The organism is Acidovorax sp. LjRoot66 (genome assembly GCF_964253305.1).
GTDB lineage: Bacteria > Pseudomonadota > Gammaproteobacteria > Burkholderiales > Burkholderiaceae_C > Acidovorax.
The window spans coordinates 1,186,880-1,207,364 of the sequence record NZ_CAXUQU020000001.1 but is presented as its reverse complement, the minus strand read 5'-3'; the positions used below and the strand labels follow the sequence as shown (position 1 = coordinate 1,207,364).

The 20,485-nt window shown below is 66.2% G+C and carries 14 protein-coding genes; 8 read left to right on the top strand and 6 right to left on the bottom strand.

Annotated features, from left to right (window positions below; genetic code table 11):
• Positions 1 to 27 precede the first annotated feature (27 nt).
• The 6 genes from ACSQ3Y_RS05695 to ACSQ3Y_RS05670 form a co-directional block, all read right to left on the bottom strand.
• Complete coding sequence (locus tag ACSQ3Y_RS05695; RefSeq protein WP_436176687.1) at positions 28 to 2,394, bottom strand: tetratricopeptide repeat protein; 2,367 nt, start codon at positions 2,392 to 2,394, stop codon at positions 28 to 30.
• A 179-nt stretch (positions 2,395 to 2,573) separates the two neighbouring features.
• Positions 2,574 to 4,358: a bluetail domain-containing putative surface protein gene (locus ACSQ3Y_RS05690; protein ID WP_436176686.1), complete on the bottom strand. Its 1,785-nt coding sequence runs from the start codon at positions 4,356 to 4,358 to the stop codon at positions 2,574 to 2,576.
• 491 nt (positions 4,359 to 4,849) lie between these two features.
• Complete coding sequence (locus ACSQ3Y_RS05685) at positions 4,850 to 6,526, bottom strand: hypothetical protein (RefSeq protein ID WP_436176685.1); 1,677 nt, start codon at positions 6,524 to 6,526, stop codon at positions 4,850 to 4,852.
• Positions 6,527 to 6,933: 407 nt separating this feature from the next.
• Positions 6,934 to 8,487, bottom strand: a complete 1,554-nt coding sequence (locus ACSQ3Y_RS05680; RefSeq protein WP_436176684.1) for a tetratricopeptide repeat protein — start codon at positions 8,485 to 8,487, stop codon at positions 6,934 to 6,936.
• 55 nt (positions 8,488 to 8,542) lie between these two features.
• Positions 8,543 to 10,615 carry a CHASE2 domain-containing protein gene (locus ACSQ3Y_RS05675; protein WP_436176683.1) on the bottom strand — a complete coding sequence of 691 codons (2,073 nt, stop codon included), beginning with the start codon at positions 10,613 to 10,615 and terminating at the stop codon, positions 8,543 to 8,545.
• A 93-nt stretch (positions 10,616 to 10,708) separates the two neighbouring features.
• Positions 10,709 to 12,157 carry a FecR family protein gene (locus ACSQ3Y_RS05670; RefSeq protein ID WP_436176682.1) on the bottom strand — a complete coding sequence of 483 codons (1,449 nt, stop codon included), beginning with the start codon at positions 12,155 to 12,157 and terminating at the stop codon, positions 10,709 to 10,711.
• A 319-nt stretch (positions 12,158 to 12,476) separates the two neighbouring features.
• On the opposite strand from ACSQ3Y_RS05670, the gene ACSQ3Y_RS05665 reads away from it, so the two are divergent.
• The 8 genes from ACSQ3Y_RS05665 (at position 12,477) to ACSQ3Y_RS05630 (ending at position 20,402) form a co-directional block, all read left to right on the top strand.
• Positions 12,477 to 13,175: a Crp/Fnr family transcriptional regulator gene (locus ACSQ3Y_RS05665; protein ID WP_162261372.1), complete on the top strand. Its 699-nt coding sequence runs from the start codon at positions 12,477 to 12,479 to the stop codon at positions 13,173 to 13,175.
• 120 nt (positions 13,176 to 13,295) lie between these two features.
• Positions 13,296 to 14,048 carry an ABC transporter permease gene (locus ACSQ3Y_RS05660; protein WP_436176681.1) on the top strand — a complete coding sequence of 251 codons (753 nt, stop codon included), beginning with the start codon at positions 13,296 to 13,298 and terminating at the stop codon, positions 14,046 to 14,048.
• Complete coding sequence (locus tag ACSQ3Y_RS05655; RefSeq protein WP_436176680.1) at positions 14,038 to 15,375, top strand: ABC transporter ATP-binding protein; 1,338 nt, start codon at positions 14,038 to 14,040, stop codon at positions 15,373 to 15,375. Before ACSQ3Y_RS05660 ends, ACSQ3Y_RS05655 begins: the two co-directional genes overlap by 11 nt.
• Complete coding sequence (locus tag ACSQ3Y_RS05650; protein WP_436176679.1) at positions 15,372 to 16,382, top strand: hypothetical protein; 1,011 nt, start codon at positions 15,372 to 15,374, stop codon at positions 16,380 to 16,382. Before ACSQ3Y_RS05655 ends, ACSQ3Y_RS05650 begins: the two co-directional genes overlap by 4 nt.
• A 77-nt stretch (positions 16,383 to 16,459) precedes the next feature.
• A complete protein-coding gene (locus ACSQ3Y_RS05645; RefSeq protein ID WP_436176678.1) occupies positions 16,460 to 17,320 on the top strand; it encodes an LpxL/LpxP family acyltransferase in 861 nt (286 codons plus the stop codon).
• Positions 17,321 to 17,335: 15 nt separating this feature from the next.
• Positions 17,336 to 18,097, top strand: a complete 762-nt coding sequence (locus ACSQ3Y_RS05640; RefSeq protein ID WP_436176677.1) for a hypothetical protein — start codon at positions 17,336 to 17,338, stop codon at positions 18,095 to 18,097.
• Complete coding sequence (locus tag ACSQ3Y_RS05635) at positions 18,094 to 19,278, top strand: class I SAM-dependent methyltransferase (RefSeq protein ID WP_436176676.1); 1,185 nt, start codon at positions 18,094 to 18,096, stop codon at positions 19,276 to 19,278. Before ACSQ3Y_RS05640 ends, ACSQ3Y_RS05635 begins: the two co-directional genes overlap by 4 nt.
• Positions 19,269 to 20,402, top strand: coding sequence for a glycosyltransferase family 2 protein (locus tag ACSQ3Y_RS05630; protein WP_436176675.1), 1,134 nt, complete (start codon positions 19,269 to 19,271; stop codon positions 20,400 to 20,402). The genes ACSQ3Y_RS05635 and ACSQ3Y_RS05630 overlap by 10 nt, the downstream gene beginning before the upstream one ends.
• Positions 20,403 to 20,485: the final 83 nt, after the last annotated feature.

Here is a 20,485-nt window from a genome sequence, read left to right as displayed (position 1 = left end):
CAGCAACGATACGTGCGCAAGCAACGTTCAACGCATCGCGGCGTCAGGCCAAAAGCCACTTTCAGCCCGCACGCCTTGACCACGGCTTTCGAGCATACAGGTGTACGCCTCCTCCACCGAGCGGGCAAAGCCGGCCTCGTCCATCAGGGGGCTGGCCCCCATTTCGTCGCGCAAGCTGGCGCGCACCTGGGCCAGCCTGGGCAGGTCGCTGGCCAGCGCCACCGCCTTGTCCACATACTCCTGCACGGTGTGGGCCACCCACTCGGGCCGCCCCACGCCGTGCAAAATGGCAGCGCCCAGGCGCCCCACGCCAGGCCGCCCGCTCAGCGTCACATAAGGCACGGCCATGTACAGCGACTCGAACAGCGTGGTGCCGCTGTTGTGCGGAAAGCAGTCCAGCGAAATGTCCACCCCGCGCAGCACGTCCCATGGCGGGCTGCGAAAACCGCACTGAATGCGCTCGGCCGCAATGCCCCGCGCCGCGAACCGCGCCTGGGTTTGGTGCACCAGATCGGCATCGCCCATGTTCTTGCTGTCCAGCAGCAGCACCGAGCCCGGCACCCGTGCCAGCAGCTGTGCCCAGGCGTCGAGCAATCCGTCATTGAAGCGAATGGACCGGCTGAGCGAGGCAAACGTCACATGGCCGTTGGCCAACGCGGGCAAAGGCCCGGGGTCGCCCATGCCCGGCGCCGGCCGGTAGGCCAGGTAGGGTCGGTCCAGCCGCCAGGGTGTCTCGGCAAAATAGGCACTATCCTGTGCTGGCACGGCATGCCTGTCGGTCAGGAAGTAGTCAATGGCGCTAAGGCCCGTGGTAGAGCCAAACCCCATCCACGACACGGCCACCGGCGCCGGTTTGAGCGCGAACACATCGAGCCTGTTGCCTCCGGTCTGGCCCGAAAGGTCCACCAGCACATCCACTCCGCTGGCGCGCACCAGCTCGGCCACCTCCTGGTCGGTCATGCCCTTGATGAAATGCCAGTGCTCTGCCATGCCTTGGTAGGCCGGCAGCACCTCGGTCGGGCCCGACATGTTGGCAAAGGCCGATACCTCGAAGCGGCTGCGGTCATGGTGGGCCAGCAAGGGCAGCAGAAAGTGGCGTACCGCGTGCTGCGTGAAATCGGCTGACACATAACCAATATGCAGGCGCCGACTCATCGCCATCTCTATCCCCTGCGCGGGCAGTGGGTTGGCCACGGGCTGTGGCACCGGGGCAAAGCAATGGGATTCAAAGGCCTGGTACTGCGCCATGATCTGCTGCGGGCTTTTGTGCGGGTGGTTGTTCAGGGCAAAAAGCCATTTGCTCCAGTACTTGCGCTCGCGAGGTCTGGCGGCCAGCACCTGCATGAACAGCGCTTCGGCCCCTTCATGTTCACCCAGCGTGGCGTGCAGGGAAGCCAGCTCTACCATGGCATCAAGCTTTTGCGCGGGGCTTGCAGAGGGGCTCGCCACCGCGTCGCTGAGGTAGCGGCGCGCGCTCGCCAGGGCTTGCGATTCATGTGCCTGCAAGCCCATGGCGATCAGTGCGGTCACGTTGCCGGGCTCGAGCGACATGGCCCTATCAAAAGCTGCGGCCGCCTCGCCGGGGCGACCCTGTGCGCGCAGCACGTTGCCCAGATTGATCCAGCCGCTGACATCGTGCTCCAGGAGCGCCAGCTTGCGGCGTATCAATGCCTCGGCCTCGGCCAGCAAGCCCAGGTTCTGGCTGGCAATGCTGAGGTTGTTGAGCACCATGGTGTCCTCGGGCTGCAGCGAAAGGGCCTGCGACAACGCGGCGTGGGCCTGCCGGTGCGCCCCGAGCTCCATGAAGACAGCACCCAATGCAGATTGCACCTGTGCAGGCGGGTGGCCATGGGCCAAGGCCTGCGCCAGCGGTGGCTGTGCTTCGGCATACTGGCCCAACGCCATGTGGGCAATGCCCAGATGGAACCACGCCTGGCCAAAGCGCGGAGCGAGGTGAACCGCCTGCGCAAAGGCTTTGTGTGCCTGCTCGAATTGCCCCTGTGTGTAGAGCACGTCGCCGACCTTGTTGGAAAGCACGGCAAGCACCGCCTGCGACTGGCCCGTGGGCGGCGCTACGGCAGACACCAGTTGCAGCGCGTGCTGAAAGACCACCAAGGCCTCGTCCAGTTGCCCCAGATGGCGCCGCACATCACCGAGTGTGGTCCAGGCCTGTGCATCGCCGGGCACCAACGCGCACACCCGCTGGGCTGCCCGCAGGGCCTGGGTGCCATTGCCCAGCGCGAAGGCAGAGCGCACCACCCAGCCCCAGGCCATGGCGTCCTGTGCGTGCTGCGCCACATGCGCCTGCGCCTGGGCCAGGCACGGTGCAAACGCGCGCTCCTGAAAAAGCTGTGCAAGGCGGGCGTAGATCGGATGGGCGGCGGTGGACGACATGGGCTGGAATCAAACGGCGAGGGTGCACAGCGTACCAGCCTCAACGGCAAACACCGGGCTACGGCTTCAGAGCCACCCATGAAAAAAGCCCCCCAGGCTTTCGCCTGGGGGGCTTTGAAGAAAGCCGCTTGCAGTGGTTCAGCGATACGCCAAGCCTTGCAGGCTGCCTTCTTGACCTATCAGACCGAGGTCCACGAAGCGCCCGACAGGGTGACCACGCCAGTCAGCTTGATCAGGCTGTCGTTGACAGACAGGCCAGCAGCAGCATCGTTCACCAGGATGTAGGTGTCAGCGCCGTACTGGAACGCGATCGACTTGGAAACACCAGCCGTGGTAGCAGCCAGTTGAGCGGCGGTCAGCAGCGACGACGAAGCTGCAATATTGGCCAATTCCGTGCCCGTAGGTGCAGCCTTGCCGAAACCTGCAGTCAGATTCAGCACATCGGTACCGCTCACGAAGTCGGTCACTTCCACTGCGGAAGCAGCCAGCTTGGAAGCCGTGCTGATGTCCAGGTCCTTGGCGCCAACGCCAGCCAGGCCCGTGATGTTCAGCGTGTCAGCGCCAGCACCCAGGGTGATCTTGTTCGCAGTTTGTGCGTTGATGTTGACCGTGTCAGCACCGTCGCCAGCAACCAGGGTCACCTTGGCATCCAGCGTGCCGGTGATGTTGAACGTGTCAGCGCCCATACCGCCGGTGACGGCCACAGCCGTCGTGCCGGTGGTGGTGAACGTCAGGCCCAGGGCCTTGGTCAGTGCCGATGCGTCGACAACGGTGGCATTGGCAGCGGTCACGGTGGCGGTCAGAGCGCCGGCACCCGTGATCGTCACCTTTTCGGCCAGGTTGGCTGCAATGACCACGTTGTTGGTGCCCGAAACGGAGTTCACCGTGAGGTTCTCGATGCTGCCCACCGTGAGGGTTGCGCCGCCCGTTGCACTGGCAAGGGCCACGGTGGCAGCATCGGCCGCGCCCGAGGCACCCGCGAAGTCGAAAGTTGCGGACGCCGAGCTACCGGTCACCCCGACTTGCATGCCCAGCTTGATGCCAGAGAATGTGATGCTGCCGGCGGCACCGCCAAGGCCTGCAATGCCGGCCTTGCCTGCTGCGGCGGTAGATCCGTCAGACCACAGTTCGGTCGTGCCAGTAAAGGCTGCGGCATTCACGATGATGTTGCCGCCCGCGCCGCCGTCGTCGCCGGCACCTGCATTGCCGGCGCCACCGCTCACATTGGCCTTGATGTAGACCTTCTCGACGTTGCTGAGCGTGGGCGCAATCGTGAAGCCCGCACCAGGAGTGCCTACGCCACCACCAGGGGCATCCGCACCGGCGGCTGTCAACGTGGCCTTCAGAGAGTCCACGCCCGCGCCTGCATCGATCACATCGCTGCTGCCCAGAAAGCCCGACGTGCTGGCCAGGATGGTGTCGTTGTTGGCCGTGGTCTTGAACTTGGCTTCCGAAGCGGCTGGCGAGATGAAGTCATCACCCGAGGTGAGCGACAGGGTCACGCCTGTCACCGCCGTGTCGGTGGAACCCACCGGAGAAGCGCTGGTGCTGGCCGGGTTGGCCGAGTAGGTGTACGAGGCGGTGACTTCGTTGTTCCACGCCACGGCAGCTGCGCTGAAGGCAGCCTGGTCGCCGGTCGCGTTTTCCAGGCCCGACAGGATCTGGCCCAGTTGAAGGGCAACGATACCAATGTTGGCCTTGCCCACTTGCACCAGGTAATCCTTGAGAGCCGTTTGCAAAGCTGCGTTGGGCAGCACGCCCAGGTTGGTGAGCAGCTTGGTGGACAGCTGGTCTTCGGTCAGCGTGGTGAAGCCGGTGCCGAACGACAGGGCAAACGCGCTGGCGCCCACCGAGGTAGCCTGTGCCACCTGGTTGTTGTACACGGCGTATGCGGGAGACTGGTCGTTGAGCGCACGGTTGAGCGTGGTGACGATTGCGTCGGTGCCAAAAATTTGGACGGGCATTGAATCCTCTGGGAACAGTGAGTGCAATAAAGAGTGGCGCAAACCTGGCTAAGCCGGTGGGCCGGCAGGCACTGAGAAGTCCTTTTTTGTTACAGGTTTGCACATTTATTATCGCACGTAATGATAACCATTCACATTTATATTCTTGTTGTCACGCCAGATAAGAATGCCCGCTGATATTCATGGCTGCGGCTCCGTGTCGCTTGTGAGCACCACGCAGCACACATCCAGGATGAGGCAACGCCGGAAGTGGAGAAAACGTTCTCGTACATCACAGGGCAACCCATCCACCTACGTGCCAGAACTGCAAGCAGCCGCGAAAGCCTGTTTCATAAAGCCGCGACGAATCGACCTGTGTTGACCAACACGCTGGCAAGCCAGCGCTAACCAAATGAAAAAGCCCCCCAGGTTTTCGCCTGGGGGGCTTTGAAGAAAGCCGCTTGCAGTGGCTCAGCGAAACGCCAAGCCTTGCAGGCCGCCTTCTTGGCTTATTAGGCCGAGGTCCACGAAGCGTCAGCCAGCGTAGTCACGCCGGTCAGCTTGATCAGGCTGTCGTTTGCATCCAGGCCTGGGGTAGCAAGATCCGTCACCAGGATGTAGGTGTCAGCGCCGAACTGGAACGCGATAGCCTTGTTCGTACCAGCAGTGGTGGCAGCCAGTTGAGCGGCGGTCAGCAGCGACGACGAAGCGGCGATGTTGGCCAGTTCCGTACCGGTAGGCGTAGCCTTGACGGTTGCAGCAGCAGCGGTCAGCTTGATCACGTCGGTACCGCTCACGAAGTCGGTGACTTCGATGGCGGACGAGGCCAGCTTGGCAGCCGTGCTGATGTCCAGGTCCTTGGCAGCAGCGCCAGCCAGACCACCAACGTTCACCGTGTCAGCACCGGCACCCAGCGTGATCTTGTGAGCGTTGTATGCACCGATGGTCACGGTGTCAGCGCCGTCGCCGCCCACCAAGGTCACCTTGGCGCCAGAAGCGTCATTGATGGTGAACGTGTCAGCGCCCACACCGCCGGTGATGGAAACAGCCGTCGAGCCCGTGGTAGCGAACGTCAGGCCCAGAGCCTTGGTCAGTGCCGATGCGTCGATCGAGGTCACGTTGGCGCCGGTCACGGTGGTGGTCAGGCCTTGGTCGCCGGTGATGACGATCTTTTCAGCCAGATCAGCAGTGATCTTGGCGTTGTTGACGGTCGTGGCGGCCACGGTACCAGCCGTGCTCTTCACGTTCAGGGTTTCGATGGCGGTCACTTGGACGTCGTCGTTACCGGTAGCATCAGCCAGCACGATGCTGGCCGAGTCAGCAGCGCCGGTAGCACCAGAGAAACCGACCTTCAGAACGCCGCCAGCAACGGAATTCTGGACACCAACGGTGGTAGCCAGGTTCACGCCGGAGAATTCGGCAGCGCCGCCAGCAGCGTCAACCCACAGCTCGGTCAGGCCGGTAGCGCCGGAAGCGGTGAACTTGGCACCAGCACCAGCGGTGACGAACACCTTTTCGATGTTTTGCAGCGTAGGAGCAACCGTAGCGGCAGCAGCCAGCGTGGCCTTCAGCGTGTCAACGCCAGCGCCGCCGTCAACCACGTCGGTAGCCGACAGGAAACCAGCGGTGGTTGCCAGGATGGTGTCGTTGTTGCCGGTGGTCTTGAACTTGGCTTCCGAAGCGGCTGGCGACACGAAGTCGTCGCCGGAAGTCAGGGACAGGGTCACGCCGGTCACTTGCGTGTCGGTTGGGCCGACAGGCGAAGCGCTGGTGTTGGCTGGGTTGGCCGAGTAGGTGTACGAAGCGGTCACTTCGTTGTTCCATGCCAGGGCAGCGGCGTTGAAAGCTGCTTGGTCGCCCGTGGCGGTTTCCAGGCCGGCCAGGATGTCAGCCAGTTGCAGGGCAACGATACCGACGTTTGCCTTGCCCACGGAAACCAGGTAGTCCTTGACTGCGGCTTGCAGGCCGGCGTTAGGCAGCACGCCCAGGTTGCCCAGGATCTTGGTGGACAGAGCGTCTTCCGTCATGCTGGTGTAGCCAGCGCCGAAAGTCAGAGCGAACTGGTTCGCGCCAACTGCAGTGGCTTGCGTCACTTGGTTGTTGTACACGGAGTTGGCAGGCGACTGGTCGTTGAACGCGCGGTTCAGCGAAGTCACAGTCGAGTCGATACCAAAAATTTGCTTAGGCATTTGAAACTTCCTATTAACAGTTGAAAAATGAAAACAAGTTGCTAAAGCAAGGCCAGCCCGTCTAGTGCACCACGCTTGTCTGCCGTGCGTGCCAGTTCAGCCCCATCTTTACAAGTTTGCTCTGGCATTATCACACGCACTTTTAAAAAAATGCCAGCGAATCAAGAGCAATGCCTAGCCAACTTGGGATGAAGTGTAGCAAGCAACCCACCGGAAGGGGCGTGACGCGGATCACAAGTACTGTGCGCTTGTGGGCGACGCCGCTGCGCGGCCCTCTATGTTGCAGCAGGCCAACAACCAGGGGCGGCTGGGCAGAGCACGCATGGGCGGCAACGCCCGGGTAACCAGACGCGCCGGCCATTACCCAGGGCACGCAGGGGGCAGCACCCCAAGCAGCCCCCTGCCAGCTACCACTGCCCGCGGATGGCGATATACGGCCCACTGCTACGGATGGCGAACAGAGGCAGGTTGGCGGTCTGCCGGAAGCCTTCGAAGCCGAATACCGCCACGGCACCCGGCGCCAGTTGGCGCAGGGGGTGCTGGTACTCGGCGCGCATGGACACGCGGGTGGTGTTGCGCACGCGCCCGTTGTCGAGGATGGCACTGTAGGCTGTGGTGTCGCGGTTGTGGCCCAGCTCGGCATCGACGTACCAGCGGGGCCCCAGGTGGGCGGCAGCGCGCAGGCTGTATTGCTGCTGGCGGCCGCCGGGGCGGGTGGCGTCGGTGGGCATGTCCACCCCGGCGCGCAGGCCTATCTGCCATTGGCTGACGCTCAGGCCCAGGCTGTCTGCGAGCACCTGCTGGGGCTGCGCATTGCAGCTCCACTGCAGGGCCACGCCGGCATAGCGCCCTGACAGCACGGGGTTGCTGTACAGGTTGCGCAGCTGCGCCTCTGCGCCCACGCGGGTGTTGCAGATGGACGACATTTCAGTTTTGCCAGCCAGGCCAGGGCCGTTGCTGGGCATGTATTTGTCTTGCAACTGCAGGCCCGAGCCCAGATGAAAGCTTGCGTAACGTGTGCCACCACGTGTGTGCAGGCTGGCCATGGCGGCACCTGTGTAGTGCTGCAGCAGGGTGGTGTCGCCAGCAGAGCCGATTTCTCCGGCCACGCGGGAGTATTCGCCCGCCAGTTCGGCCTGGGTGGTTTCAGTCTGCGGGGCACGGGGGCTGGAGCGGGAGAGCACGGCAGCGGCCACTTCCACGCGCTGGCCGTCGGCCCATTGGCGCGCCAGGTCCATGCGCACGTCGGCGCGGGTATAGATGCCGGGGCGCGGGAGGCTGGCTTCTTCCACCGGCAGGGTGACGTTGCCGGTGGGCAGAGTGAGCGTGAGGCTGGTGATGCCGGGGGCGCCGGCGAGGTTGCTGTCGCGCCCCAGCCGCAGGCCGGCGTGGCGGCGCCACTGCCAGCCGGTGCTGGCCCGGCCTGCGGCGGCATAGCGCTGCTGGGCCTGGGCCAGGCTGGCGCGCAGGGTGTCGGGCAGATCGGGGCGGGCCAGCCACTGGCCCAGCAACTGGGTGGCGCTGAGCAGGTCACCCACGCCAGCCAGGGCCACGGCGTAATCGAGCCCGGCCTGGATCTGGTCGGGCTCCAGCATGAGTGAGCGCTCCAGGTGCTCGGCGGCCTCGTCGTAGCGACCCTCCTTGTTGAGCAGGGCGCCCAGTTGGGCCAGCCATTCGGGCACCCGCTGGCAGGTGATCACATAAGGGGTCAGGCGGTCGGCAGGCGTACCGTCGGGCACGGGGACGCACACGGCAGCCGCAGCGGCCTGCGCGGCGCTGGGTTCTGCACCTGCTGGCGGCACCTGGGGGACGTTGAACGCAGGCGCCATCTCCTGCGCCGGTGCCGACAGCGGAGGCAGGGCACTGCCCTGCCCCTGTGCAAGAGGTGCCCGAGGCTGCTGTGCCTGCGCCGCCGCGGCGGCGCACAGGGCCATGGCAAGCATCCACACCGTGCGGGGCATTGAACCCGGGGGGGTGGATGCTGCGCAGGATTCGGCAGAGAAATGGAAGTGCCGCCTACGCTGTGCCATGGGCTGTGGGTTGGTCCGCCTGGTCATCCCCCGGTGCAGGCGGGTGCTCGGCCACCAGGGTGTCCAGGGGCACTGCATATATATGGTGGGGCACGCGCAGGCCTTCGAGCAGGAAGGTGCCCATGGACTGCAGGTGCTGGGTTTCCTGGGTGCCGCTGCCACCGGCCCGTGCGCCCAAAGAGAACTGCCCGCCCAGCTGCGCGGCCATGCCTTCGCCGACCAGGATGGGGTGCGCCAGGTCCACCGTCAGGTCGACCAGGCGGCTGGCAATGGTGATGGTGCGGCCCATGACCGTGTGGGTGCGGCGGCTGGCGAGGCCGAAGGAGCCCACCATGGCAGGGCCTGTCTCCAGACCCAGCCCCAGGCTCAGAGGTTCCAGGCCCGCAGGCGCGGGGTCGGGCAGCAGCTTGAGGGATTCCGTGAGCAGGTCGAGCGCGGCGGCGACTGCCTGCCGTGAGTGGATCTGGGCGTGCTGCTCGTCGGTGGCCGACGGCAGGGGGACGTCGTCTGCCCCATTCCACACGGCAAGGACGGCATCGCCCTGGAAGGACTCGATGACGCCCCCGTGCGCCTGCACGATGCGGCTGGCGGCAGAGAAGAAGGCGTGCAGCACGGCTGCAGCTTCCTCGGGCGGGCGGGCTTCGCAGTAGGCGGAGAAATTGCGAATGTCTGCCAGCAGCACGCTGACCTGCCGCGTGCTGGCGCGGATGGCGCTTGATGGCGGCTGCAGCGCCAACGCCGCGGCCACAGGTGCCGGCAGGTAGCTGGCCAGGTGCTGGTAGAGGCGGTCGCGCTCGCTGCGGCTGCGGGCGTGCTCGATGGTGCCGGCAAACACGCCCGCCAGCAGCACGAAGAGTGCGGGCAGCAGCCAGCCCACCCATACATCGGCCAGCCACAGGGCCAGGGCATGCGCAACGACCAGTGCCAGGGCAAAGGCCAGGGCTGCCAGGGGCAGCAGGTACACCGGCATGCGCAGCATGGGCGAGGGCGTGAGTGACTGGGCCTCGCGGGCAGCGCTGCCGCCCTGCCCGGCCAGCCGCACCAGCAACCACAACAGCAGCGCGCCCAGTGCCGCGGCCACCGCCTGCAGGGGCAGCGCGGCACGCGGGGTGTAGGGCGTGTGCCCGTCCACAAGGGCGCTCAGGATCTGGGCATGCGCAAGCAACCCGGCACTGGCACCGCTGTAGGGGGTGGCAATGGTGTCGTTCATGCCGAAGGCACTGGCGCCCACCAACACCCACGCGCCGGTCATGATGTCAGTCGGCACCCGGCCGGCCAGCACGTCGGCGGCAGGAATGCTCACGAAACTGTCGGGGTGCAGGCGCCAGGCCACACGCATGTTGCCCCGCTCATCGAGGGGTAGCGCAGGCAGCGCCTGGCCAGCGCTGCCCAGGGTCCAGGGCGCGTCCCACCAGCCGCCGCGCTGCAGCAGCAGGCTGGTTTCGGAGGTGGCGCGCATCAGCGAAGCGATGGCCAGCGAGGGGTAGGACTTGCCTTGCCAGCAGATGATGGCCGGCTGGTGGCGCACCACGCCATCGTCCGCAATGCGGGGGCTGATGTGGCCGGTGCGCCCTTGCGGCATGTCTCCCAGCGCGGCCAGCGCCGGGAAGTTGGACAGGTGCCCCAGCGCCTCGGAGAAAGGTGCCGGGCAGCTGGCCCAGTCGAGCGCGCCCGAGGGCTGACCCACGCGCGGAGCGGCCTGTTCGCTGAGCTGCGGCAGACCCGTGCCGGGACCAGATGCGCCCAGCGCAAACACCTGCGCCAGCACCGGCCGGTGCTCGGCCACGGCGGCAAGCAGCGAGGCGTCGTCGTCACGCGGGTCGGTGAAGACCACGTCCAGGATCTGCTCGCGCGCACCCAACTGGGCAATCTGTTCGATCAGGCGTGCCTGCGTGCTGCGCGGCCAGGGCCAGGGGCCGACTTCGGCGAGCGATTTTTCGTCGATGTCGACGACGAGGACGCGGCGCTCCTCGGTCTTCTGAGAACCCAGGCGCCAGACCCAGTCGCCCGCCCGCTCTTCAACCGCCTGCAGTGCAGGGCCAAAAAGCAGCGAGAGCAACAGGCTGACAATGGCAGCGGCTGCCAGACCTGCCAGCAGCGCCCGGTGTCGTCCTGCCGGACGTCTGTCCGCTGGCGGCTGGCGTGGCGTCAATCAGCGCCCCCAGAGGGTTACGCCACTGAGCGAACCTTGGGGCAGGGTTTTCTCAAAACCATAGGCGGCTTCAGTGCCGCTCGCATTGAGGGCGCCAGTGATGTTGGCGTTGGACGCAGTGGGGACGAACTGCCCCGTCGCGCCCACATTCCCCGAGGCCTGTATGTTTTGCGAGCCCACGCTCTTGCTGGCCATGAACAACGAGGTCTGGAACAGCGAGCGGCCGAAGTCCACCTGCAAGGCACCGCTCTGCACCGCCACCGATTCAATGGCGGTTTGGGCGTCCTTGTAGAACTGGGCACTGGCGTTGGCCAGGCGGAAGTTGACAATGCCCTCCTGGGGCAGCTTGCCCTGGGCGTCAGGCGCCTGGAAGAGAACATTGGATACGTTGCCCACCACGCGATTCCAGCCCGACTTCAATGCAGCTTCGTAGTCCACCACAAAACCATCACCCTCGACACGCGAGGTCCAGGACTGGCGCGCCCATGCCAGCTGTGTCACCTGGGGCGGCTGCACGGGTGCAGGGGGCTGAACCACCACAGGAGGAGGCGCCGGCGCGGGCGGTACGGGTGTGGGTGCAACCGTTACTGGAGGCTCGGGCGCGGGAGGAGGGGGTGGCGCCACAGGCGCTACCGGGGGCGTGTAGACAGCCACTTCCACCGCCTTCTGCTCGCTGGTGAGCGATTTGACGGGGGTGGGCTCGGCGCGCAGGTCGTCCAGTGCCTGGGACTGGGTCTTGTCCGTGCGTGCCGCCGTCATTTCCACCGCGCGGGCATTGCGCGTCACGGTGTCGGTGGCCACCAGCAGGGGCGTCGCGTCGCGCCGGCTGTACTCAAGAATCTGGCCCTTCATGTCGTCGGACAGCAGCTTTTCATGGCCGCTGATGCAGGGGCCGACACTGGCACCGCAGCCGTTGTTGGCCAGCGGAGTGAGCGTGATGGCGCCGGTGTAGACCGAGGCAGCCGTGCGCTCCATGTCGGAGCGCACGACGAAGTCCGTGCCCTTGACGCCAATGGCGGCCACGGGCGTGTTCAGACGGAAGCGCTCGCGCGCGGCCTCGCCCCAGCTGCCCGTGATGGAGCGCACCACGCCTTCATCGAGGCGGAACTTGATGGCACCCAACTGTGGCTGCTGGGCAGAATGGCTGTAGCTTTCAATGTGCAGGCGGCTGGCCGGCCGCACGCTCAGGCGTCCACCGTCCACAAAGCGCAGGTGCACATGGCCACCGGCCTTGGTTTCGATGCGGTCGCCCACGCGCACGGCGGCGCCGCGGTCCAGGGCACGGCTGCTGCCGTCTTCCTGGAGGATGGAGGCCGCGCCAATGACAAACGTGGCTTCGCCCACAACGGCGCCCAAGGGTTGCCCGGGCGTGGAGGCATGCACAGCGCCACCCATCCCCATCAAGGGAAAGGCAAGGCAGGCGGCAATGGGGAGCAATCGGTGGTTCATGGTGTGCCTTTCGGACAGCAGAGAATGCCTGGCGGCGCCAAAGAGGGGCGCAAGGCCAGGAAATGGCTCTGACGCTGTATTTTCGCTCATGTCTGTTTCACAGTGTGTGAGCGCGGTCACACACCACTTGCCGCAGCGCTGGCAATATGCTGGGAGCGTTGCCAGTGGTGTAATGCCGCCATGTGCTGCTTGGCGCAGCCCGGCACACTCCTACTGGTGCATGGCGCGATCCGCAGCGGATCGACACCTTCTGGCGCCCGTTTGGCACCGTGTTTCAGCGGCTTCGTATTATCGGCTCAAGCCGCGTTTTTCCCTATCTATGCCCGTTTCCGTTCAGTTGTTGAGCCAGTTTCCTTTGCTGCAGCCGTTGGCGCGCGAAGCCCTGGAACCACTGTCGGCGCGCATGGCATTGCGCTCGTTTCCCCGCCGGGCCATGGTGATGGGCAAGGAAAACCCGACACAGGAACTGGGTTTTCTGGTGGAAGGACGGCTGCAGGGGGTTGATTTCACGGTGGACGGCCGCAGTGTGGGCATGTACTTCGTCGATCCCGGTGACTATTTCGGCGAGTTGGCGCTGGTGGATGGCAAGCCTCCGTCCGAATTCGTCATCGCCGCTGTGAAGTCCACGGTGGCGTTTCTCGATGGCGCAGCGGCGCGCGAGCTGATCCTGGGCCACCCTGCGCTGGCGCAGGCGGTGATGGCCCGGCTGGCGCAGCGGGTGCGTACGGTGATGGCGCAGCGCACGCTGCTGAGCCTTCCCAACCCGTTTCAACGGCTTTGCGTATTGCTTTTACAATTACCGCAGCGCCCGGTCGACGGGGTGGCCGAGGTCGCCCAGGCCCCAACCCACCAGGAGTTGGCCATCATGATCAATGCCAGCCGGGAGACGGTCACCCGCGCGTTTCAGGTGCTGTTCCTGCACAAGGTTCTGGTGCGTGAAGGCAACATTCTCAAGCTGATGCAGCCCGAACTGATGCGCGATATCGCCGAGGGCCGGGCCGATCCGCCCAAAGCCTGACACCTCTTGCCACGGGTCTTTCCGCAGGAAACCCTGGTGGCCTTCCTCCCTGTTTTACGGTTACCGCCCTTGAGAGTCTTGTTGTCGTATTTGTGGCCCTGGCGCCACATGTCGCTGGTGATGCAACTAGCACGCCGCGAAGTGCATGCACGCTACCGCCAGTCGTGGCTGGGCATGGTGTGGGTGGTGCTCACCCCACTGCTGATGCTGGGGGTGTACACCCTGGTGTTCCGCCACGTGATGCGCGTGCGCTGGTATGGGGTGGATGAGGGCAACATGGCCTTCGCACTGCGCATCTACGCGGGGCTGGCGGTCTTCGGCTTTTTTGCCGAGTGCGTGAACCGCGCGCCCAACCTGGTGCTGGAGCAGCCGCACCTGGTCAAGAAGGTGGTGTTTCCCTTGGAGATCATGCCCTGGGTGAATGCGGTCAGCGCATCCGTGGGGCTGGGGGTGTCTGGACTGCTGCTGGTCGGCCTGGCATTGCTCAGCGGCCATGGGCTGTCCGTCACCATGCTGGCGCTGCCGCTGGTCTGGCTGCCCTTGCTGCCGCTGGTGCTGGGCCTGGGCTGGCTTCTGGCCGGGGTGGGCACTTACGTGCGCGATGTGGGGCAGTTGCTGGGCATGGTAGTGGCCGCGCTGATGTTCCTGAGCCCCATCTTCTTTCCGGTGGAGGCCCTGCCCGAGGCAGTGCGCCCCTGGCTGCTGCTGAACCCGCTGGCCTGGATCATGACGGGGACGCGCGAGGTGCTGCTGCATGGCCGCTGGCCCGACTGGCAGGCCCTGGCGCTGCTGCTGGCGGCCTGCACGGTCATCGCCGTTGCGGGCGCCGCTTTCTTCCACAAGGTTCGCACGGGGTTCTCCGATGTCGTTTGATACCCCCGCAGACGCCACCCCGGCGCTGGCCATCGAGGCCCGTGGCGTGGGTAAGCGCTTTTCGCTGTTCGAGCAACCCAGCGACCGGCTCAAGCAATTGCTCTGGGGCCGCTACAAGCAGTACAGCCGCGATTTCTGGGCGCTGCAGGACGTGAGCTTCGACATCCGCCGCGGCGAGGTGGTCGGGCTGGTGGGCCGCAATGGCGCCGGCAAGTCCACTTTGCTGCAGATGGTGTGTGGCACGCTGGCCCCAACCACGGGTTCGCTGGCAGTGCGCGGGCGTGTGGCAGCCCTCCTGGAGCTGGGTGCGGGCTTCAGCCCCGATTTCAGCGGGCTCGAGAACGTGTACATGAACGCCGCCATCCTGGGCATGGGGCGCGCTCAGGTGGACGAGCGGCTGGATAGCATCCTGGCGTTTGCCGACATCGGCCAGTTCATCCACCAGCCGGTCAAGACGTATTCCAGCGGCATGTTCGTGCGCCTGGCGTTTGCCGTGGCGACGAGCGTGGAGCCCGACATTCTGGTGATCGACGAGGCGCTGTCGGTCGGCGATGGCGCGTTTGCACGCAAGTCGTTCGACCGCATCATGGACCTCAAGGACAAGGGCGCCACCATCCTGTTCTGCTCGCATGCGATGTACCACGTGCAGGCCCTGTGTTCCCGCGCCCTGTGGCTGGAAGGGGGACGCATGCGCATGTGGGACGATGCACCACGGGTAACAGCGGCCTACGAGACTTCGCTGGTGATGGAAGCCCCTCCCAGCCAGCAGTCCACCCTGGGGGCACACGATGCCGAGCCGGCATCGCCCGCCACGGATGGCGACGCACCATCCAGCGACACCGATCGCTTTGAAGCCCGCATGAAGGCCGATGGCGCCCTGGTGCGCAAGGCGCCGGACGGCACTGCCGTGCTCACCGGCATCGAGGCATTGGCTGATGGCGTTGCCGCCAGCGAGTTGGCCATCCACTCCGGGGTGACCACGCTGGAGGTGCGCATTCGCTTTGCCAGCGACCCGGCATTGCCCTGCCCGTCGGTGGCCATCGGCATCGCCCACGCCAATGGCACCGTGGTGGCCAGCGCTGGAAGCGCCAACGATAAGGTGGAACTCTCCCGCAACGCCTCGGGCGCCGGCATGGGCGTGCTAACGCTGCCGCGCCTGCCGCTCCTCAAGGGCGATTACACGGTGTCCATCATCCTGGCGTGCGAGCGCGGCCTGCATGTCTATGAAGTCGTGGAGCGCGCGATCACGCTGCGCGTGGTGCAGACCGGGCTGGAGCAGGGATTGGTCAGCCTGCCCCACCAATGGAACAGCGGAGCCGGTGCGTGAGCGTGCGGCCATGGCATGCCGTCGAGCTGGGCGAATCGCAGATGGGCGAGACCCGCGCCCTGTTTGAGCAGGTGTTCGGCCATCCCATGAGCGAAGCGCTCTGGCGCTGGAAATACGACGGCGGACGGGGGTGCGCCACCGGCACGCGGGACGAAGATGGCGCCCTGCTAGCCCATTACGGAGGAACAGCCCGAACGCTGGTCTGCGAGGGGCAACCGCTGCAGGCCGTGCAATTGGGCGATGTGATGGTGAAAGTCCAGGCGCGCGGCATTCTGTCGCGCCAGGGGCCGTTTGCCACAGCCACCCAGGCATTTTTGCACGACCATATCGGCTCGCCCGGCGGGTTTGCATTGGGGTTTGGCTTTCCGAGCGCGCGCCACACACGCCTGGGTGAAAAGCTCGGCCTGTACACCCCGCTGGGCGAGGTGCTGGAGGTGCGGTGGAACACGCCCTCCTGCCCCACTCCATTCTGGAAACGCCCCTGGGTCTGCGCCCCCGTGGACTGGAGTGCAGCGCACACCGACGCCCGCCTTGATGCCTTGTGGGATGCCTTGCGCCAGACCGCGCAGGGCTTCGTGCTACCCCAGCGCGACGCGCGCTGGTGGCGCCACCGCTTTGCCAACCATCCTGATGGACCGTACCGGTGCTGGTGGGTGCGCGGCCGCTTTTCGCGCCGCATTCTGGGCGCTGTGGTACTGCGACCTGGGCAGGGCGCGGCGGCGGACTGGGAGCTGCTGGACTGGCTGGGTGCCGTGCAGGACACTCCCACCCTGCTGGCTGCCGCCCGCGAGCTGGCCGCGCACGGTGGCGCCAGGGCCTTGAACAGCTGGCTGAGCCAGCCCTTGGTACGCCACCTGCAGGCGCTCCCGCCCCCGCCGGATGGGGCACAGGCCTCCGAACAACCCGCCTGCCCCTACTGCGTGACGCAACGCACTGCACCAGCGGTGCCTGCTGCCCTGCGTAACCAGCCCTGGTGGCTGACGGGCGGCGATACGGACTTTCGCTGAGCATGTCGGCGGCCGCTGCATTGTCCCCATGGAGTCTCAGGGCGCAGGCGCCCGAGTACGGCTGGCTGGTGCCCGCCATGGCACGGTTGCCTGATGCCCTGGCCTATCCCATGGCCCGCTGGCGCGGCGCCATCAACGCGCGCCACGACCGTGACTGGGTCTCGCTGAGCCTGGGTCACCGGCATGTGGCTGCCATGGTCGAACAGGGCCTGGCACAGCTCCTGCCGCCCGAACAAGTGGCCGACGCAGTGGTGGAGCGCTTCGAAACCGTGGCCCGCGAAGAAATGGAAGCGCGGGCATTGCAATTGCGGGGTCTCTCGCATTTCGACATCGAGGCGGCGCAAGCGCTGGACACGCTGAACACCCGCCCACCGGGGCGCGGCCTTGTGCTGGTGACACCGCATCTTGAAACCTTCGTGCTGGGTATTGCAGCCCTGGCCAGCCGCGGCACGCGCGTCCACCCTGTCATGTCCATCGTGTCGGAAGACCCGCGTGTGCACCCTGCCATCAGGGCCCATTTCCGGCTGAAGTACAGCGGGCTGGAGCGCCACCTGCAAGGCGGCAAGCTGGCGGATGCAGAAACCTCGATGCGCTATTTTTACCGCATGTTGGCCCAGGGCGACGTAGTCGTGGTGCTGGCCGATGCCCCGGCACCGCCCGACGGCCCCGGCGTGTGCCTGCCTTTTCTGGGCGCGCAACGCAAGGTAGCCCAGGGCGCGCTGCGCCTGGCCACGCAGTCGGGCAGCCTGCTGGCGGCCTTTGCCTGCCATGCCCACGGTGGCCGTCGGCATTCGGTGGCCCTGTCACCGCTGTGGGACCCCCAGGACGATGCCCAGGCCGCCTATGCACGTGCCTTTGCGTTCATGGAGCAACACATCCGCGTGAACCCCGCGCGGTGGTGGGGATCTCACTTGCTACCGCTGTACCCGGCCTGCTGAAAGACACCTCCAACCATGACCTCTTCCGTGGATGATGATGAATTCCTTTTCCTGGCTTGCGTGAGCCGCTGGGATGTGGCCCGCGAGCGGCTGCTGACCTCCCCCTGCCTGCAGGCGGGCGAGCGCCCTCTTTGGCTGCGCTGGAATGCCAGCTCAGCGGCAGAGGCTTTCAACGACGTGATGGATGGGAGCCCTCCGCACCGCTGGGTGGTATGGCTGCACCAGGACGTGGTGCTGCCCGAGGGCTGGGACACATTGTTCAGCCAGGCCATCGCGCAGGCCGAACAGCGGCTGGGCCGGCTTTCCGTCGTGGGCGCATACGGTGTCATCGGCGCGGGCTTACAGGCACGCCACGCGGGCCACGTGCTTGACCGCGGCCATGTGCTGCGCGGCCCTGCGGAACTGCCCAGCCTGGTGGACAGCCTCGATGAACTGCTGGTGGCGGTGCGCAGCGACAGCGGCCTGCGCATGGATCCCGCGCTGGGATGGGACTTCTACGCCACCGACCTGGTGCTGCAGGCCCAGGCCGCAGGCCAGCAAGCGGCCGCAGTGGATGCTTTTTGCGAGCACTGGTCGGACACGCCTTCGCAGCCCCCCCTCCCACGCCCCACGGCCCAGCGGATTGCACACAGCGGCACGGCCTTCGAAGCCAAGTGGGAGTCCCACTTGCCTGTGACGACCACCTGTGTGGCGATTCAGCAGCGCGGCGACGTGCGCGCCATGGCGCAGTCGCTGCTGGGCGATGGTGTTGACCCCCTGGAACAGGCAGCCCCATGACCCCCATTGCCCTGGTCATCGTCTCCACCGCGTCGAGCCCGCTGTCGTCGGAAGAATTTCGCCATGGCTGGGACCAATTGCACCGCGTGCTGCCACCACCCACCGTGTGGCTGGAAACGCCCGCGCTGGCCAGCCCAGAGGCATGGCACCAGGCCTTGGACCAGGCGCCGGAGGCAGCACCGCTGGACGGGAACGCCCGCGTGCTGCTGCTGCGCCATGGCCACGCCATGATCGGCCCCGATGTGCTGGAGCGGCTGGGTCGGGCGCTTGACGACGCGCAAGATGCGCACACGGCGGTGCACGCTTTCGACCCGGGCTTTCCCCCGGCCCTGGCACCCGACTATTGCACGGTGCGCGGCATGGAGCGCTACCTTGAGCAACTGGGTGCCAGCGAGCTCCCCCTCCTCCCCGACAGTGGCCAGCATGTACCGCTGGTGACGCTGACCACGGTGGCCGCCGTGCGCGCCGGCACCGTGCGCAGCCACGCCCAGTGGGTACCCGGTGCCTTCGTGCACGACTTTGCCAGCTACCACCAGGCGCGGCGCGAGGACATGCTGCCCCTGCTGCCTGCCGGCGTGGCCCGTGTGCTGGATGTGGGTGGCGGTGAAGGCGGCTTCCTGCAGGCCATCAAGGAACTGCGCGGCTGCGAGACCCACCTGGCCGAGTATTCGCAAGAGGCCTGCCGCACCGCACGCACCCAGGTGGACCATGTTTGGCAGGGCGACTTTCTCACGCAGCCGTTCGCCGGGCTGCCGAGGCAAGGCCAGGGCGCGTTCGACTGCATCAGTTTTCTGGACGTGCTGGAACATGCCAACGACCCACGCGCCTGGCTGGCGAGGGCCCGGGGCCTGCTGGCGCCGGGCGGATCGGTGCTCATCTCCGTCCCCAATGTGGGCCACTGGGGCGTGATGGCCGACCTGATCGAGGGGCGCTGGGACTACTGCCCGCTGGGCATCCACTGCGTGACCCATGTGCGCTTCTTCACCTGGAAGACCCTGCAGGACATGCTGACCAGCGCAGGATTTGCGGTGGATCACCTGGAACGCGTCCAGGTGCCCGCCCCCGCAGACTGGGCCAGCCATTGGGCGCACACCCCGCGCCTGAAGGCGGATCCGGCAAGCTGGAATACCTATGCTTTCCTCGTTCGCGCCACCCCGCTCAAGGAGGGCCCATGGGCTTGAGCTGCTGCGCCGTTCTGGTGAACTACCGGGATGCCGCCGAAGTTGCGGCGGCAGTGGCGTCGGTGCTGGCGGATGCGCCGGGCATCGAGGTGCGCGTGGTCGACAACAGCGATGACGATGCCGAATGGGCCTTGCTGCGATCACTGCTCCCGCAGGCAGTGCAATGCCATCGCGCCGAGGGGAACATCGGGTTCGGCCGGGGCTGCAATCTGGCCGTGCGCGCCTCTTCGGCCGACTGCTTCTTTCTGGTGAACCCGGATGTGCGCCTGGTCAAGGGCTGCACGGCGGCACTGATCGAAGCACTTGCCCACGACCCCACGCTTGGAGCGATCGCCCCCCGACAGTTCCTGGATGCGGCCCTGCAGTGGCGCCTGCCGCCCAGCTGGCTGCCCACGGCCGTGCGCGCATGGGCCACCGAGCGCGCACGCAGGGAGCCCCCCATCCGGGATCGGGTTCGCCACGCCACGGGGGCTGAGGCCTTGCGCTACTGGCAAGCCAGCCATGCACCGCTGCGCCAGCGGGCGCTGTCCGGTGGCGCGGTCATGGTGCACCGCCGTGCACTGGACGCAGGCGGAGACCTGTTCGACCCGCGTTTCTTCATGTACTTCGAGGACTCCGATCTCAGCCTGCGCTTGCGCCGCCAGGGCTTGGGCATGGCCATGGCACCTGAAGCGCAGGCCATCCACGCCTGGCGCAACGCCCCCCACAAGCAGGGCCTGATGGAAGCCGGCGCCGCCATCTACTTCGCCAAACACCATGCCGATGACGGCTGGCTGCACAAGGCCCACCGTCTGCAGCAGGTACAGCCCGGGCCGCTCAGGGACATCAACCAGCCAGGCCAGCGGACCCTCGAAGGCATCGAGCTGGAGGTGCCCGCCCCTCTCCAGACAGGCTGGGTGCTGGAGCTCAGCCCCGATCCTTTGCGGCAGATCTGCGTCGGGCACCTGGGAACCGGAGCACGGGCATCGGCCTCTTACCAGACGCTGGAGCATTTCGGCTCCGGCACCGTGTTTGTGCGTCTGCGCAGCAGCCGGGTGGACGACCGCCATGGACCCGAAGTGATGGCCATGTTGGAGCCCCCCCATACCGCCCCAAGGGAGACAGTTGCAGGTTCCACAGGCTGAACGGAGCGCCACAGGCCCGGGACCTGACACATCCTGTAGCGCGATGCGCACCCGCCACTCTGCGAAAATCACACCCAACAGGG